Annotated in this window: 14 protein-coding genes; 7 read left to right on the top strand and 7 right to left on the bottom strand. The window is 74.9% G+C overall.

The features are described 5' to 3' along the window. Window positions 1-139: 139 nt before the first annotated feature. Complete coding sequence (locus ABZ318_RS20620) at window positions 140-1177, top strand: NAD-dependent epimerase/dehydratase family protein (RefSeq protein WP_356903908.1); 1038 nt, start codon at window positions 140-142, stop codon at window positions 1175-1177. Window positions 1178-1297: 120 nt separating this feature from the next. Here the strand turns inward: ABZ318_RS20620 and ABZ318_RS20615 are convergent, their stop codons facing one another. Further along, entirely contained in the window at window positions 1298-2161 is an 864-nt protein-coding gene (locus tag ABZ318_RS20615) for a glutathione S-transferase C-terminal domain-containing protein (RefSeq protein WP_356903907.1), read from the bottom strand. Between the two features lie 424 nt (window positions 2162-2585). Here ABZ318_RS20615 and ABZ318_RS20610 point away from each other — a divergent pair, with 424 nt between their 5' ends. The 4 genes from ABZ318_RS20610 (at window position 2586) to ABZ318_RS20595 (ending at window position 6503) form a co-directional block, all read left to right on the top strand. After that, entirely contained in the window at window positions 2586-3041 is a 456-nt protein-coding gene (locus ABZ318_RS20610; protein WP_190157945.1) for an Rrf2 family transcriptional regulator, read from the top strand. 158 nt (window positions 3042-3199) lie between these two features. Then, window positions 3200-4540 (top strand): acyl-CoA dehydrogenase family protein, encoded by a 1341-nt coding sequence (locus tag ABZ318_RS20605; RefSeq protein ID WP_356903906.1) that lies wholly within the window; start codon window positions 3200-3202, stop codon window positions 4538-4540. 152 nt (window positions 4541-4692) lie between these two features. After that, window positions 4693-5565: a universal stress protein gene (locus tag ABZ318_RS20600; protein ID WP_356903905.1), complete on the top strand. Its 873-nt coding sequence runs from the start codon at window positions 4693-4695 to the stop codon at window positions 5563-5565. A 137-nt stretch (window positions 5566-5702) separates the two neighbouring features. Further along, window positions 5703-6503, top strand: a complete 801-nt coding sequence (locus ABZ318_RS20595; RefSeq protein WP_356903904.1) for a CAP domain-containing protein — start codon at window positions 5703-5705, stop codon at window positions 6501-6503. 5 nt (window positions 6504-6508) lie between these two features. Here the strand turns inward: ABZ318_RS20595 and ABZ318_RS20590 are convergent, their stop codons facing one another. The 6 genes from ABZ318_RS20590 to ABZ318_RS20565 form a co-directional block, all read right to left on the bottom strand. Then, complete coding sequence (locus ABZ318_RS20590) at window positions 6509-7993, bottom strand: sigma-70 family RNA polymerase sigma factor (protein WP_356903903.1); 1485 nt, start codon at window positions 7991-7993, stop codon at window positions 6509-6511. Window positions 7994-8081: 88 nt separating this feature from the next. Further along, window positions 8082-8372: a hypothetical protein gene (locus ABZ318_RS20585; RefSeq protein WP_093877461.1), complete on the bottom strand. Its 291-nt coding sequence runs from the start codon at window positions 8370-8372 to the stop codon at window positions 8082-8084. A 119-nt stretch (window positions 8373-8491) separates the two neighbouring features. Then, entirely contained in the window at window positions 8492-10717 is a 2226-nt protein-coding gene (locus tag ABZ318_RS20580) for an NADP-dependent isocitrate dehydrogenase (protein ID WP_356903902.1), read from the bottom strand. A gap of 43 nt (window positions 10718-10760) precedes the next feature. Further along, window positions 10761-11834: a phosphatase PAP2 family protein gene (locus tag ABZ318_RS20575; protein ID WP_356903901.1), complete on the bottom strand. Its 1074-nt coding sequence runs from the start codon at window positions 11832-11834 to the stop codon at window positions 10761-10763. Window positions 11835-12033: 199 nt separating this feature from the next. After that, entirely contained in the window at window positions 12034-12324 is a 291-nt protein-coding gene (locus ABZ318_RS20570; protein WP_356903900.1) for a hypothetical protein, read from the bottom strand. A 46-nt stretch (window positions 12325-12370) separates the two neighbouring features. After that, window positions 12371-14221 carry a glycoside hydrolase family 15 protein gene (locus ABZ318_RS20565; protein WP_356903899.1) on the bottom strand — a complete coding sequence of 617 codons (1851 nt, stop codon included), beginning with the start codon at window positions 14219-14221 and terminating at the stop codon, window positions 12371-12373. Window positions 14222-14439: 218 nt separating this feature from the next. Between ABZ318_RS20565 and ABZ318_RS20560 the strand changes: the two genes are divergently transcribed. Further along, complete coding sequence (locus ABZ318_RS20560; protein ID WP_356903898.1) at window positions 14440-15243, top strand: glycosyltransferase family 2 protein; 804 nt, start codon at window positions 14440-14442, stop codon at window positions 15241-15243. Window positions 15244-15878: 635 nt separating this feature from the next. Further along, on the top strand, window positions 15879-16178 hold a 300-nt coding region (locus ABZ318_RS20555; RefSeq protein WP_356903897.1), incomplete at its 3' end, for a hypothetical protein.

Here is a 16178-nt window from a genome sequence, read left to right as displayed (position 1 = left end):
GTTCTCCTGTCTCCTGAGTCGCTTCATATTCCCGGCCGTCGGCCGGGTTCGCGACCCATACGGACACGCTGGGTGACGGTGAGGGCCAGGGGAGGCTGCCGGAATGCGCTTCCGCCGCCCATGGCGGAGGGTCGGAGACATGAATCCGAGCACGATTTCGCGCGTCGTCGTCACGGGCGCCACCGGCAACGTCGGCACGAGCCTCATCCGGATCCTGGCACGTGAACCGGGCGTCGGCTCCGTCCTCGGTCTCGCCCGCCGCCGGCCCGGCTTCGACCTCCCCGGGGTGGAGTGGGCCGAGCTGGACCTCTCCCGGGACGGGGACGAGCCCCGGCTCGCGCAGTACGTGGCGGACGCGGACGCGGTGGTGCACCTGGCCTGGCGGTTCGGGCCGACCCATGACCCGGTGGAGACGTGGCGGACCAACGTCCTGGGCTCGGTCCGCGTCTTCGACGCGGTGGCGGCGGCCCGGGTGCCGGTCCTGGTGTACGCCTCCTCGGTGGGCGCGTACTCCCCCGGCCCCGAGGGCGGCTCCCCGGTGTCCGAGGCGTGGCCGACGCACGGTTGGCCGGGCGCCGCGTACACCCGGGAGAAGGCCTATCTGGAGCGGGTCCTCGACACCTTCGAGCGGGACCATCCGCTGACCCGGGTGGTCCGGATGCGTCCGGCGTTCCTCTTCAAGGAGGAGTCGGCGAGCGAGCAGCGGCGGATCTTCGCGGGGCGGTTCTTCCCCGGGCAGCTGATGCGGCCCGAACTGCTGCCGCTGCTCCCGGAGTTCGAAGGGCTCCGTTTCCAGGTCCTGCACACCGAGGACGCGGCGGACGCCTATCGCAGGGCGTTGCTGCGGGACGTCCGGGGCCCGTTCAACCTCGCCGCGGAGCCGGTGATCGACGGGGCGACGCTGGGCGAGCTGCTGCACGCCCGGCCGGTGAAGGTGCCTGCCGGCGCGGTACGGGGCGCCCTGTCGGCGGCCTGGCGGTTGCGGCTGGTCCCCGCCTCCCCGGGCCTCTTCGACGCGCTGCGGCACCTGCCGCTGCTCGCCACCGAGCGGGCCCGGCGGGAGCTGGGCTGGGAGCCGGCGGCGAGCTCGCTGGAGGCCCTGGAGGCGTTCCTGCGCGGGGTCCGCGGGGGCACGGGCGACGACACGGCTCCGCTGGCGGGGCGCCGCATCGGCTGACGGGCCGGGTCGCTTCCGGCGAGGGCCGGGACGGCTCGCTCCCAGGGGCACCCGCCGGAGGCCGGGACGGCCGCTCTCAGGGGCGTACGCCGGAGGCCGGGGCGGGCGCGTCGGCCCCCGTCAGCGTCCGGCGGACCAGTCGACGAGGCGTATGGCCGCGCCGGCGGCCTCGCGGCCGCGGCAGTGGGCGCGGTGGCGGCGCAGGAGGGCGTCGATGTCGAGGTGGCGGGCGAACTCGGGTCGGGCGGCGAGGCGCTGGGCGTAGGCCCACAGGGCGGGGTGCGCGGCGACGCGGTCCATGGCGGCGGCGTCGAGGTGCCAGCGGTGCACGGTGTCGAGCTGGACGAGGGTGACCCAGGCGTGCACGTCGGCGGCGGTCGGGGCGTCGCCGAGGAGGTACGGCCGACGGGTGAGGCGGCGTTCCAGGGAGCCGAGCGCGGCGAAGAGGACGGTGAGCGGGTCGTGGTGGGCGGATTCGCCGTCGAGTCCGAGTTCGCCGGCGTGCTGGGCGGCCCGGTTGACGCTCCGCTCGCACAGGTCGGCGATCGCGTCGACGGCGTCGCGGTGTGCTTCGGGCAGCAGGTCGGGGCCGTCGCCGCGGAAGCGCAGGGCGAGGTCCCGGAGGATGTCGGGGACGTGGGTGCTGACGATCCGTCCGGTCCAGCCGTCGCTGAGGACGGGTGCGGTGGCCGGGCCGGTGTAGAGGTGGGCGCTCGCCTCGTACAGCGGGCGGAGCGCGGCGTACCCGCCGTCGGGCGTGTCGGGGGTGCCGGGGAGCACGGTGAGCGGGAGCGTGGCGTCGAGTCCGAGCAGGCCGTGGGTGAGGGCGATGCTCAGACATCGGGGGTCGGACGGGTCGACGTGGAGGCGGTAGCGGTGCGGGACGGCGTAGTGGCCGCTGTTCGCGTCGCGGCCGATCCGGCCCCGGAAGACGGGCACGGCGGCGGAGGCGGGCAGGAGCCGGGACGGGACGACGACGGACATGGTTCTCCCTCGGGGGTGCTCGGTGCCGGGTCGGGCGGCGCGCGACGGCGCGACGCGGCAGCGGTCGCGCGGGGCCCGGGGCGGCGGAGGTACGGGAAGAGGAGACGGGCGGACCGCGGCGGGCGTCTCAGCGGACGGGGTGGACGCCTGCGCGGGGACGGCGACTCGCCGCGCTGCAGACCCGCAGCAGATCGATGTGCCGGCGGGAGGTCAGGGGCAGCGGGCGCGGGAGGGACGAGGCGGGCGAGGTGTGTCTCCGGCCGGCGCGTCCCATGATTTCCTACCTGTTCGCTCGGTTTCCCGTCCATGAGTGTCCGGCGGGCCCCGGGTGCCGTCAAGGGTGCGGTACGGCCGTCTCATGTGCCGGTACGAGTCGCCGCGCGGGCGCACGGCTCCGGCCGCACCCGTGCGGGATAATGCGCGCATGCGCATTTCAGCCAGGGCCGACTACGCGGTGCGGGCCGCCCTCCAACTCGCCGCAGCCCAGGACGCGGGGCCGCTGAAGGCGGAGGCCATCGCGGTGGACCAGGACATCTCGCACAAGTTCCTGGAGGGCATCCTCGGCGACATGCGCAAGGGCGGTCTGGTGCAGAGCCAGCGCGGCGGCAACGGCGGGTACTGGCTGGCCCGTCCGGCCGAGACGATCTCGGTCGCGGACGTCATCCGCTGCGTGGACGGCCCGCTGGTCTCCGTACGGGGAGAGCGGCCGCCGGACCTGTCGTACTCGGGACCTGCCGAGTCGCTGCTGACGCTGTGGATCGCGCTGCGGGCCAGTGTCCGGGGCGTGTTGGGGGTGTCCCTCGCGGAGCTCGCGGCGGCGAAGCTGCCGGCCGGGATCGTGGCGCTCGCGGACGACCCGGAGGCCTGGACCAACCCCTGAGCGGCCGGGGTCGACCTCTCCCACCTGCGTCGACCTGACGGCGTCTCACGTTTCGATACGACCTTGTCCAGCTTGTGGACGCCCCTTGGGGCCGCGCGGTCGCCTCTGTCAGTATCCCTACTATTCCAGTGGGGATACTAGGGATCAGGTGAGGTGACGTGAGTACGCCGAGGAGATCGCCGAAGAGACCAGCGATACGGACCGCCTCCGCACCGCCCGGCCGGCCCGTCGACCGGCCGGGCGACGACGAGATCTGGCCCCGCGTCACCCGCGAGCTCGCCGACGACCTCGCCGTCGACGCCCTCGCCCGGGACCGGGCCGGCAAGGCCCCCTTCGACGAGGTCGCCCGCCTCCAGGAGGCGGGACTGCCCGGCCTCCTCACCGCGCCGGGACCGACCCGGCGGGGCGCGGACTGGCGGGCCGCCTGCGCGGTCGTACGGGAGATCTCCGCCGCCGACAGCTCGGTGGGCGAACTCCTCGCCCACCACTACGCGCTGTCCTGGAGCAGCCGCTTCTTCGGCCCCGCGCACGACTCCGGCGGCACGCCCTCCCCCGCGCTCGCCCTCGACGTGTGCACGGCCGAGGAGCGCTGGCTGCTCGCCGGCGGCGTCGAACCGCCGCACGTCGAACCCGCCCCCGGCCTCACGCTCACGCCCGCCGACGGCCCCGGCGGCGGCTGGATCCTCGACGGGCGCCGCGCCTTCGCCTCGGGCGTCGCGGTCGCCGACCGGCTCGTCGTCGGCGCGCGGCCCGGCGGCACCGGCGACCTCCTCGTCGTCCTCGTGGACCCGGCCCGGGCGGGGGTGCGCACGGAGGCCGCCACGGACCGGGTCGGCCAGCGCCTGGCCGGGGCCGGCACCGTCACGTTCGACCGCGTCCCGGTGGAGGCCCGGCACGTCCTCGGGACCCTCCCGCACGACGAGCACGCCGTCGCGCCCTTCACCACCCTCGCACCGCTCGCCCTGCGGCTGCTCCTCGTCCAGGTCGGGCTCGGCATCGCCGAGGGGGCGCTCGCCGAGGCCCGGGACATCAGCCGCGCCGGACAGGCGGCCCCCGTCCCCGCCGACCGGGCGGGAGGCCCGACGGGCACGGACGGCGCCGCCGGCGCCGGGGACGACCCGTACCTCCTGCTCGCCTACGGGGAACTGGCGACGGCCGCGCACGCCGCCGCCGCGGTGGTGGAGCGGGCGACGGACGCCCTCGCCGGAGGACTGCTCACCGGGTGGGCGCTCGGCCCGGAGGAACGCGCCGACATCGCCGTCCTCGTGGCGGCGGCCGAGACGGTCACCGGCCGGGCGGCCGTCCACATCACCACGCGCATCCTCGAACTCGTCGACGGCACGGCGGGAGCCGACGCCCACGGCGGCGGGCCGGGCTTCGACCGCTTCTGGCGCAACGCCCGCGCGCTCACCGCCCCCACCCAGGCGGCCCACCGGCTGCGCGACATCGGGGACCACTACCTCCACGGCACCCACGCCCGGCTCACACTGCTGGCCTGAACGGAAAGGCACGGGGGCGAACGGACGGAGGGGCGGACGGACCGGCATGTCGGGACGTCCGCCCCTCTCGTCGAGCCGCCGATGGGCCCAAGCTGGAGGGAGGAGGGCCGGCCGGCCGGCGGGCCCGTCACCGCACCGACGGAGGCAGCCTGATGAGTCGTGAGATCGTCGCAGGAGTGGACGGCTCCCCCGAGAGCCTCACCGCGGCCGACTGGGCCGCCCGGGAGGCCCTGCACCGGGGCCTCCCGCTACGGCTCGCGCACGCGTGGCGCTGGGAACCGCTCGACCTGCCCCTCGTCCAGGACCCCGACGCCCAGCAGCGCACGGCCTACGCCGTCCTGCGCGAGGCCGAGGCCGCGATCGCCGCCCGCCACCCGGGGCTCGCCCTCACGGCCGAACTGCTCCCCGACGCCACGGTCCCCGCGCTGCTCGGCACCGAGGACCGGGCCGAGATGCTCGTCATCGGCTCGCGCGGCCACGGCGCCGTCGCCGGCTTCCTGCTCGGCTCGTACGGGCAGCAGATCATCGCCGCCTCCGCCCGCCCGGTCGTCGCCGTCCGGTCCCGCGACGGCGAACAGGCCGAACCGCCGTCGGGACACGTGCTCGTCGGTCAGCTCGGCAGCCCGGAGGACAGCGCGGCCGCGCTCGGCTTCGCCTTCGAGACCGCCGCCGCGCGCGGGGCGGCCGTGCGGGCCGTGCGCGCGTGGAGCCTGCCGCCGCTGTACGCGTACAGCCCGGCCTCGATGCGGCTCGCGGACGAGGCCGGCGGGCTCGTCCCGTACGAGGAGAAGGCGCTGCGCGAGGCGCTCGCCCCCTGGCGCGAGCGGTACCCCGACGTGCAGGTCTCCGAGCACGTCGAGCTGGGCAGCGCGGGGCAGGTGCTGCTCTCCGTCTCGGGCGGCGCCCAGCTGCTCGTGGTCGGCCGGCGGGCCCGGCGCGGGGCGGTCGGGCCGCGGATCGGCTCCGTCGCGCACGCGGCGCTCCATCTCGCGCCCTGCCCGGTGGCGGTCATCCCGCAGGGCTGAGAGGCTCGGACACGGGTTGACGCGCCGTGTTGACGAGGAGTGTCGGGGCCGTGGGGGCCGGAAAGTCTTACCGCCGTCGCCCCGGTGGCCCTCCCGGCACCGGCCGTCCGGCGACCTCGGCGAGAGAACGGAGCTCCATGCGGCACCACGACCGTCCCGGCCACTCCGAAGACCCCCAGGCCCCGGCCCGCCCCGACGGCTCCGATGATCTCCAGGACCTGGTCCACCCCGACGGCTCCGAAGACCCCTGGGACCCAGGACACCCCGACGGCTCCGAAGGCTCCCGGGACCGAGGACACTCCAGCGGCTCCGTCGGCTCTCGGGCGTCCGTCCCGGTGGGGCGCGCCGGGGGCCGGCACCGCAGGGCCGGCAGGGCGCGGCGGCGCGGCCCGCGCCGTCCGTCGTTCCGTACCGCCGTCGCCCTCGCCGGTTCCGCGGCGGTGGCCCTCACGGTGGCGGCCGGGATGTACGTGGCCGCCCCGGCCACCGGCACGCCGGCCGCCGCGGCTCCGCGCGAGGCGGCGGCCCCGGACCAGGCCGCCGGCGGGAAGGCCGCGCGGTTCGTGCGGGACGTCGTCGCCCTCGTCAACGCCGAGCGCGAGAAGGCCGGTTGCGGTCCGCTGCGTTCGGAGGGGCATCTGCGCAGCGCGGCCCAGGGGCACGCCGACGACATGGCCGCCCGCGGCTACTACGAGCACCACAGCCCGGAGGGCCGGGACGCGGGCGACCGGATGAGCCGCGCCGGATACGAGTGGTCGACCTGGGCGGAGAACATCCACCGCGGGCCGAAGACCCCGGCCCGGGCCATGGACGACTGGATGGACAGCCCCGGGCACCGGGCGAACATCCTCAACTGCTCCTTCAAGGACATCGGCGTCGGGGTGGCCCTCGCGGCCAACGGCCCCTGGTGGGTGCAGGACTTCGGCGCCAGACGCTGAAGAGCTCACTTCAGGGGCGTGGCCAGTTGCTGCACCCAGATCCTGCCGCCGGGCCCGGGTACCGTCGCCACACCGGTGTCCCGGTACCGGCAGTCGAGCATGTTCTCCTCGTGCATGGCCCCGTCCCGCCAGTCCTCGACGACGCTCTCCGGATCGGCTGCGCCACGGGCCAGGTTCTCCGCCCAGGCGCTCCAGTCGTATCCGGCGGCGGTGATCCGGGCGTCCGCGAACTCGCCCTCGGGGCTGCTGTGCCCGTAGTAGCCGCGCGCCACCATGTCGCGGGCGGAGGCGCGGGCCGCCTCGACCAACCGGGGATCGGTCCGCAGCGGGGCGCAACCGGCCGAGGCCCGGAGCCGGTTGACGAGCGCGGTGACCCGCTCCCCCGGGTCGGCAGCCGGCGTCGGGCGCGGAGTGCGGCGGGGTGCGGGAGCGGTGGTCGTGGGTGCGGGGGCGGCGACGGTGACCGGCGGGCTCGGGGTGGCCGTGACCGGGGCGGCCGTGGCCGTGGGCGCGGCGACGGGCCGGTCGGGCCGGACGTGTGCCTCCGGCCGCGGCGGTACGAGGAGGGCGACCGCCCCGAGGACGGCGACGGCCGCGACGCCGGCGGCGGAGGCGCGCCGCAGCGGGGTCCACCGTCCGGTGGTGCCGGTGGCGTCGGGCAGCTCGGTCGCGTGGGCGGTGTGCTCCGTCGCCGGTCCGTCCGTGAGCGCGGCCGCGACCGTCAGGGGCGGGACGAGGCCGATGCCGACGAGGAGGCCCTCGACGGGGGCGAGGCCGCTGCGGCCCGCCACGCGGGAGGTGCAGGCGGCGCAGGTGCGCAGATGGCGGGCTATCCGCTTGCGCCAGAGCGGGGAGGGGCGGCCGTCCCAGGCCGTGAGGGTCTCCGTGAGCTCCGGGCACGGCGGCAGCGCGTCCAGGGCGCGGACCACGGCGCGGCCGGTGTCCAGGCGTTCCTTCATCCGCTGGACGCGGACGGCGGCGTGCTGCGGGGTGATGCCGAGGCCTTCGGCGAGCTCGGCGCGGGTGAGTTCGCCGGCGGCTTCCAGCCACCACAGGGCGAGGAGCTCGGCGTCGTCCTCGTCGAGCCAGCGGGTCGCGCGGGCCACGTCGCGGCGCTGCCCGGAGAGGCCGAGGCGCAGGATGGTGAGCTCGGTGAAGTCGCCGGCCGGGTCGGCGAGGTCCGTGGCCCGGTCGAGGCCGGGCACGGGCGCCCGCCGGCGCTCGTGCCAGCGGCGCCGTATCCCGTTCATGGCGATGGCGACGAGCCAGGACCGGAAGCGGGACGGGTCCCGGAGGCCGGACAGGCCGTCGAGGGCGCGGACCATCGTCTCCTGGACGATGTCGTCCGTGTCGGCATGGCCGTCGAGGGCCCGGCCGACGATGTCGTGGACGAGCGGCAGATGGGCGCGGACCAGCGCGTCCCTGGCGTCCGCGTCACCCGCCCTGGCCGCCTCCACGAGGGCGGTGGTGCGTCGCTCGTCGCTGTGCATGGGTGTGCTCCCTCATCCCTGGTCCGAGTCCCCCGCCATTGGGAGACCCGCGGGTACGGGAGGGATAACACTTCTGTGGGGACGGCGGCTATCTCGGGGGTACGGGCAGGCTCGGGACCGTGGCCCCGTTCCCCTCCCGGACGGCTGCCACGACGGCGTCGTGGAGCTCGCGGCTCTCCTCCTCCGATCCGCACGGAACGGGACTGCCCGACATGGTGAACCAGTCGGACGCGCCGCTGTACTGCACGGCCACGCGTGCCTCGCGGTCGGCGAACGTCGTGTGCACGGTCAGATCGCCCGTGACGACGCCCACCTCCTCGGTCAGCACCCCACCTCGCCCGGTGTAGACACCGGCGGTCGTCCAAGATGCCCAGCTCATGCCCTCCAGGGTCACACCGGGGGGTGAGATGCGCCACCGACGGGACCGCCCCGGCCGGAGGAGTTCCGGTCGGGGCGGTGCGGGTCGCGCGCCGGGGCGGGCGACGGGTCCGCGCCGGATCAGGCGAGGGACGCGACGGCCTCGTTGAACGTGGCGGACGGGCGCATCACGGCCGCGGCCTTGGCCGGGTCGGGCTGGTAGTAGCCGCCGATCTCGGCCGGGGAGCCCTGGACGGCGACCAGCTCGTCGACGATCTTCCGCTCGTTCGAGGAGAGGGTCTCGGCGAGCGGGGCGAAGACCTTGGCCAGCTCCGCGTCCTCGGTCTGGGCGGCCAGCTCCTGGGCCCAGTAGAGGGCCAGGTAGAAGTGGCTGCCGCGGTTGTCGATACCACCGAGGCGACGGGTCGGCGACTTGTCCTCGTTGAGGAAGGTGCCGGTGGCGCGGTCGAGGGTGTCGGCGAGGACCTGGGCGCGGGTGTTGCCCGTGGTGGTCGCGAGGTGCTCGAAGGAGGCGGCCAGGGCGAAGAACTCGCCGAGGCTGTCCCAGCGGAGGTAGTTCTCCTTGACGAGCTGCTGGACGTGCTTCGGGGCGGAGCCGCCGGCGCCGGTCTCGAAGAGGCCGCCGCCCGCCATCAGCGGGACGACCGACAGCATCTTGGCGCTGGTGCCCAGCTCCAGGATCGGGAAGAGGTCGGTCAGGTAGTCGCGCAGGACGTTGCCGGTGACCGAGATGGTGTCCTCGCCGCGGCGGATGCGCTCCAGGGAGAACTTCGTGGCCTCGACCGGGGACAGGATCTTGATGTCCAGGCCCTCGGTGTCGTGCTCCGGCAGGTACTGCTTCACCTTGGCGATGAGCTGCGCGTCGTGGGCGCGGTTCTCGTCCAGCCAGAAGACGGCCGGGGCGCCGGTGGCGCGGGCGCGGGTGACGGCCAGCTTGACCCAGTCCTGGATGGGCAGGTCCTTGGTCTGGCAGGCGCGGAAGATGTCGCCCTCGGCGACCTCCTGCTCCAGGACGACGTTGCCCTCGGAGTCGACGAGGCGGACGGTGCCGGCCCGGTCCATCTCGAAGGTCTTGTCGTGGGAGCCGTACTCCTCGGCCTTCTGCGCCATGAGACCGACGTTCGGGACGGAGCCCATGGTCGACGGGTCGAAGGCGCCGTGGGCGCGGCAGTCCTCGATGACGGCCTGGTAGACACCGGAGTAGCTGTGGTCCGGGAGGACCGCGAGGGTGTCGGCCTCCTGGCCGTCCGGGCCCCACATGTGGCCGGAGGTGCGGATCATGGCCGGCATCGAGGCGTCGACGATGACGTCGGACGGCACGTGCAGGTTGGTGATGCCCTTGTCGGAGTCGACCATCGCCAGGGCGGGGCCCTCGGCGAGCTCGGCCTCGAAGGAGGCCTTGATCTCGGCACCGAGGCCGTGCGGGATGGCGTCCAGGCCGCCCAGGACGGTGCCGAGGCCGTCGTTCGGGGACAGGCCGGCGGCGGTGAGCACCTCGCCGTACTTGGCGAAGGTGTTCGGGAAGAAGGCGCGCACGACGTGGCCGAAGACGATCGGGTCGGAGACCTTCATCATCGTGGCCTTGAGGTGCACGGAGAAGAGCACGCCCTCGGCCTTGGCGCGGGCGACCTGCTCGCCGAGGAAGGTGCGCAGGGCGGCGGCGCGCATGACGGCGGCGTCGACGACCTCGCCGGCGATGACCTTCAGCGGCTCGCGGAGCTCGCTGACGGTGCCGTCGGCGGCGGTGAACTCGAAGCGGAGGGTGTCGTCCTTCGCGATGACGACGGACTTCTCCGTGGAGGCGAAGTCGTTCTCGCTCATCGTGGCGACGTTCGTCTTGGACTCGGGGGTCCAGGCGCCCATGCGGTGCGGGTGGGTCTTGGCGTAGTTCTTGACCGAGCCGGGCGCGCGGCGGTCGGAATTGCCCTCGCGCAGGACCGGGTTGACGGCCGAGCCCTTGATCTTGTCGTAACGGGCGCGGACGTCCTTGTCCTGGTCCGTCCGCGGGTCGTCCGGGTAGTCCGGGAGGGCGTAGCCCTGCGCCTGGAGCTCGGCGATCGCGGCCTTGAGCTGCGGGATGGACGCCGAGACGTTCGGCAGCTTGATGATGTTGGCGCCGGGCGTCTTGGCCAGGTCGCCGAGCTCGGAGAGGGCGTCGGGGATGCGCTGGCCCTCCTCCAGGAACTCGGGGAAGACGGCGATGATGCGGCCCGCGAGGGAGATGTCACGCGTCTCGACCGTGACGCCGGCCTGCGAGGCATACGCCTGGATCACGGGCAGGAACGAGTACGTCGCCAGGGCAGGCGCCTCGTCAGTGTGGGTGTAGATGATGGTCGAGTCAGTCACCAGGTGCTCCGCTCCACGTCTGCGTATGCGAGATTGCTCGACATCAAGATATCTCGTGATCGCCGTCCTCGGTAAAGGGCCCCACGAGCTCTCCGTCGTGCGGGACGCCCGCGGCCTCGACGAAGGGGCCGCCGAGCCGGTACGGGGCGGGGGCGCCGTCCACGTCGACGCGGCGGAGCAGGAGGAGCGGGATCAGGCCGGCGGCGGCGACCACACCCGCGGCGAGGGCCTGGCCGCAGCGGTGCGCGAGCCGGAGCTCCGCCGGGTCGTACGGGGCGGTGGCGGGCAGCGCGAGGGTGTCGCCGAGCAGCCACGCTCCGGCGCCCAGGCCTGCCACGGCGAGGAGGACGAGCGGGACGGTGGCGAGGAGGCCGGGCAGGGCGGTCCCGTGTCGCGGAGCGGGGCGGACCTTGCCCTTGCGGGCGATGACGGCGAGGAGGCCGGAGATCACGGCGAGGACGACGAGGGCGGCGGCGATGACGTCGCCGGGCCGGTGCTGCCCCGACGCGATGGTGTACGTGCCGACGGCGGCGGCCCAGAGCGTGGCGACGCCGACGGCGAGGGCGCGCTGCCGGTGGGGGACGACGAGGACCAGGCCGAGGGCGACACCGAGGGCGAGCGTGGTCTGGGCGCTGGGGAAGCCGCTGGGGACGAGGGCGCCGGCGGTGTCGACGAGCCGGGGCCGGGGCGCGTACCGCTGGAGGAGTCCGGTGACGGCGAGGGCGGTGACGACCGCACCGGCGGCGGCGCCGGTGAGGGCGTACCGCTTGCGTATGAGGCCGACGGCGAGGAGGAGGACGCAGCCGAGGACGAGGGAGACGGTGGTGAGCCCGGCGAGGGAGGGGTGATCGCGGATCACCGTGACGGCCGCGGAGTCGGCGCGCCGGCCGGTCACGGCGGCGTCGCCCCAGCGGCGGCCGGTGGCGGTGAGCACGAGTCCCGCGTAGACGACCGTGAGGACGAGGACGGCCCCGAGGCAGGCACGCCGGGTCCGGGTGCGGGCCCGTGTGCGGAACGAGCCGGCGGCCTCGCCGGCCACGGCGGCGTACCACCAGGTGTCGCCGGACTTCAGCGGCCTCGGGGAGCCGCCGGCGCGGGGCCTGTCGTAGGAAGCCATGCCCCGATTCGAACCCACGCGCGCCCGTGGCGCCCGCTGGACGCACCCGAACGACACGCCGACGCGCGGGCACCGGGCGGGGCCCGCGGTCGCCCGGGAGAGCCCGCAGCCTCGGGGGATCCCGCCGAACGAGGCCCCGGGCCGCGGCCCCGGGGCCCGTCCGGAGCGACGGCGTCCGGTCCCGGAGCCGGGAGCGGCGTCAGCGGTCCCGGCGCGGGGCCTGTGCCAGGACCAGGAGGACGAGGCCGCCGAGCAGACCGAGAAGCGTCGCCACTCCCAGGCCGGAGCGCAGGGCGGAGTCGTCCGCGAGCTGCCCCCATGCCTGGAGCGCGAACGCCGCGGCCATCGCCAGTTGGCCCCAGCCGTGCGGCGCCGTCCGGGAGACGCGCCGTCGCTGCCAGGTCGGCATCCAGCCGGTGCGGAGCGCGGCCGCTCCGGAGAGCGCGAGCAGGAGCGCCAGCGCGCCCGGAACCACGACGTACCAGTCCATGGCCTCCCCCTCTGGTCCCCCGGTCCGGCCCCGGAGCGTCGGCGCATCATGCCACAGCGAGCCGCCCGGAACGGTCGCGGTCGTGGCGGCGGGTGCCGTAGAGGGTGAACGCCGTGTTCACCAGGGCGACGTGACTGAGCGCCTGGGGTGTGTTGCCGAGCTGGCGGCCGGCCGCGGGGTCCCATTCCTCGGCGAGGAGTCCGACGTCGTTGCGGACGTCGAGGAGCCGCTCGAAGACGGCCCGGGCCTCGTCGGCGCGGCCCGTCACGGCGAGCGCGTCGGCGTACCAGAACGTGCAGGCCACGAAGGTCCCCTCGGTGCAGCCGAGGCCGTCGAGGTCGTGCGTGCCGCCGTCCCGGACGTCACCGTACCGGTGCAGGAACCCGTGGTCGTCGAGCCGCTCCATCGCCCGGACGGTGCCGAGGACGCGGGGGTCGCCGGCGGGCAGGAAGCCGAGCCGGGGGATCAGCAGGGCGGTGGCGTCGACCTGCCGGCTCCCGTAGTACTGGGTGAAGGAGCGCTGTTCCTCGCTCCAGCCACGGGCGCAGATCTCCGCGTGCAGTTCGGCGCGGAGCGCCTGCCAGCGCGCGAGGGAGCCGCGCAGTCCGGCGACGCGGGCGAGGCGGACGGCCCGGTCGGCGGCGACCCAGGCCATGACCTTGGAGTGGACGAAGTGGCGGCGCGGGCCCCGGACTTCCCAGATGCCCTCGTCGGGCTCCCGCCAGCGTTGGCCGAGGTACTCCAGGAGCGAGGCTATGAGGGCCCAGGCCGCGGGTTCGAGGACGACGCCCGCGCGGACGGCCGAGTAGACGGTGCTGAGCACCTCGCCGTAGATGTCGAGCTGGAACTGGCCGACGGCCGCGTTGCCGAATCTGACGGGTCGTGAGTTCTCGTAACCGGGCAGCCAGTCGGCGTGCGTCTCGGGGAGCCGTCGCTGGCCCTCGACCCCGTACAGCGGCTGGATGTCGGCGGGGTCGCCCGCGACGGCGCGCAGCAGCCACTCGGTCCAGGCCAGCGCCTCCCTGCGGTAGCCGCTGCGGAGCAGACAGGAGAGGGTGAAGGTGGAGTCCCGCAGCCAGCAGAAGCGGTAGTCCCAGTTCCGGCCGTCGCCGATGGACTCCGGGAGGGAGGCGGTGGCGGCGGCGACGATGCCGCCGGTGGGGGCGTAGGTGAGGGCCTTGAGGGTGAGCAGGGAGCGGAGCACGGCCTCGCGCGCGGGGCCCTCGTAGCGGAGGGCGGCGGCCCAGTCGTTCCAGAAGTCGAGGGTGCGGGTGAGCGCGGCGGCCACGTCGGCGGGCGAGGCGGGCGGCGGCGCCGGGGCGTGCGAGGGGCTCCAGCCGAGGACGAAGGCGACCCGCCGGCCGGCCGTGACGGTGAATTCGCAGCTCGTACGCTCCCGGGCGACGTCGAATTCGACGCCGGGCCCGCAGGAGAGGTGGGCGGAGTCGGGTCCGGCGACGGAGACGACGGTGTACCGGCCCGTCGAGCGGGTCCAGGGCACGATGCTGCCGTGGTGGAACCGGACCCTCAACTCGCCCCGCATCGCGACCCGTCCGGCGATCCCCTCCACGACGCGGATGATCCTCGGCCCTCCGCCGGCCGGGAAGCCCTGCGCGCGCGGCGGCATGAAGTCGGTGACCCGGACGGTGCCGGAGAGGGTCTCCCAGAAGGTGTCGAGGACCAGGGTGTCGCCCCGGTAACTCCTGCGCGTGCAGCGGCTGTTGCCGACCGGGGCGAGGATCCAGCTGCCGTGGTCCGGATCGCCGAGGAGGCCGGCGAGGCAGGCGGGCGAGTCGAAGCGGGGCGCGCACCACCAGTCGACGGACCCGTCGGTCCCGATGAGCGCGGCGGTCTCCAGGTCACCGACGAGGGCGTAGTCCTCAATTCGCCCTGCCATGACGGAATTGTATTCCTCTCGGAAAACGCGCGCAGAAACGACCGCGCGACAGGACGGGAAAACCGCGCAAGAGGGCGGGTCATTCCTTCGCGGTGGTCCGTATATCCTTCCGTTTTCCTTGACGGCGTCGCCCCGGGCGCAGGATTCTGAGAAACGCGGTCCGGTCACCGGAAGGCCGAACCGACGAGCCAGGGCATACCGATGAGTAGCGGTTCCCGATGAGCAGCGATTCGCATCCCCTGCGCCGGTCGACCGACCGGGCACCCCGTTCCGACACCCGGACGGTGAGCCTCGTCCTCACGGTCCGCCCCGGCTGCGGGCGCTCGGGAGCGGCGCTCGACCGGCTCCTCGACCAGGTGCCGTCGAGCGTGCGGGAGGTCGTCCTGGTCGGCGGGCCCGCCAGGGAGGGCGCCCCGCGCGAGGGGCTCAGCGTGCTCCGGCTCGGCGACTGGGACTTCGCCCGGGGCGACATCCCGCACGCGGCCCTGCTCGCGGCGACCGGGGACCTGGTCGTCCTGATGAACGCCGACGGCACCATGTCGCCGCACGAGATCCCGCATTACCTGCACTATCTGGAAAGCGGTTACGACTTCGTGAAGGGCTCGCGTTTCATCGCGGGCGGCGACTACGCCGACTATCCGCTGTCGCGGCGCCTCGGGCACCGCGCGCTGCTGCGGATCGCCCGTCGGCTGTACGGCCAGCACCTCACGGATCTCTGGTACGGATTCTGCGCGTTCCGGCGCCCTTTCGTCGACCTCCTCGACCTGCGCGAGGACGGCGTGGAGCTCGGGGCCGAACTCGTCACGCACGCGCTGCACTACGGGCTGCGCGTCGCCGAGGTGCCCAGCCTCGAACTGCCGCGCCGTCACGAGCGCCGTCACGATCCGTCGCACCCCCGCACGGTCCGCGACGGCGCCCGCATCCTCGGCGCCCTCCTCGCCGAGCGGCCGCACAACGCCCTGTCGCGCTTGGCGCACGGGCCTTTCCGCGGTTCCCACGGCTCCCCCGACGACTCCGGTTGACGAACCATATCGAACAGTGCTATCGCTGAAGAAAGCAACATTTCAGGACAGACCAGGCCTTGAGCGCACACCCTCGGCAGGGTCGGTTGACGGAAGAGGCTCGTCGTGACCTCCAGCCCCCTCAGCCGAACGCCGGTGGCACCCGTTCCGCACCCGCTGCGACGTGTGACCGACTGGCCCCTCGCCGATGCCCGGCGCCGCCCGCTCTGCCGCTCCCCTCGCACCGCCACCGCGCACCCGGCCCGCCGTGCCTCCGACCGGATCGGCCCCGTCGCCCCTCCGCCCCGGAACCGGGTGTGCCGGCCGCGGGGCGCCGGGCGCCGGCGGCGCGCCCGTACGGCCCACACGCGCACCGCTCGCCGCGGCAGCGGCTCAGGTCCATCGGCCTGCCCGCCCGAGCCGACCGCGAGGCCCCGGCCCCGCACCCCCGCGGCCCCTCCCCCGCGTGACCTCGGACCCACCCACGCCCCGATCGCCGAGCATGACCGCGGACCCGTCCACGCCCCGAGCGCCCCTCACCGCGTGCCCGGGCCCCGCGGGGCCCGGCGCGCGGCCCGCGAGGCGGCCCCACGGGCCCCCCGGCTTCTTCACCGGCCTCCCTCGGCGGCGGCCGGAAAGCGACGGAGGCGGACGTCATGACCGCCTCCCGAGCGCCCCTGCTCGTCGCGGTGTCGGGACCCGACACCGCGGGCACCTCCTCGCTGGTGCGCCGGCTCGCGACGCTGCTGCGCGAGCGCGGGGCCACCGTCGTCGTCCTCCCCTGCCACGGCTGCCTCCTGTGCCGCCGGCTCCCGGCTCCGCCTCACGTGAGGGAGACGGCGGAACCGGGCCGGGACGCGCGCGCGAGGGCCACGACGGTGCTGACGAAGACGTCCTGCCCTGAGGTGGTGTACGTCGCGGCCGCGATCTGGACGCCGAGCGCGCCGAGGGCGGTG

Source organism: Streptomyces sp. NPDC006197 (assembly GCF_040613865.1).
Taxonomy (GTDB): Bacteria; Actinomycetota; Actinomycetes; order Streptomycetales; family Streptomycetaceae; genus Streptomyces.
Note: the sequence above shows the minus strand (reverse complement) of the source record. Positions and strands in the feature narration are given on the sequence as shown.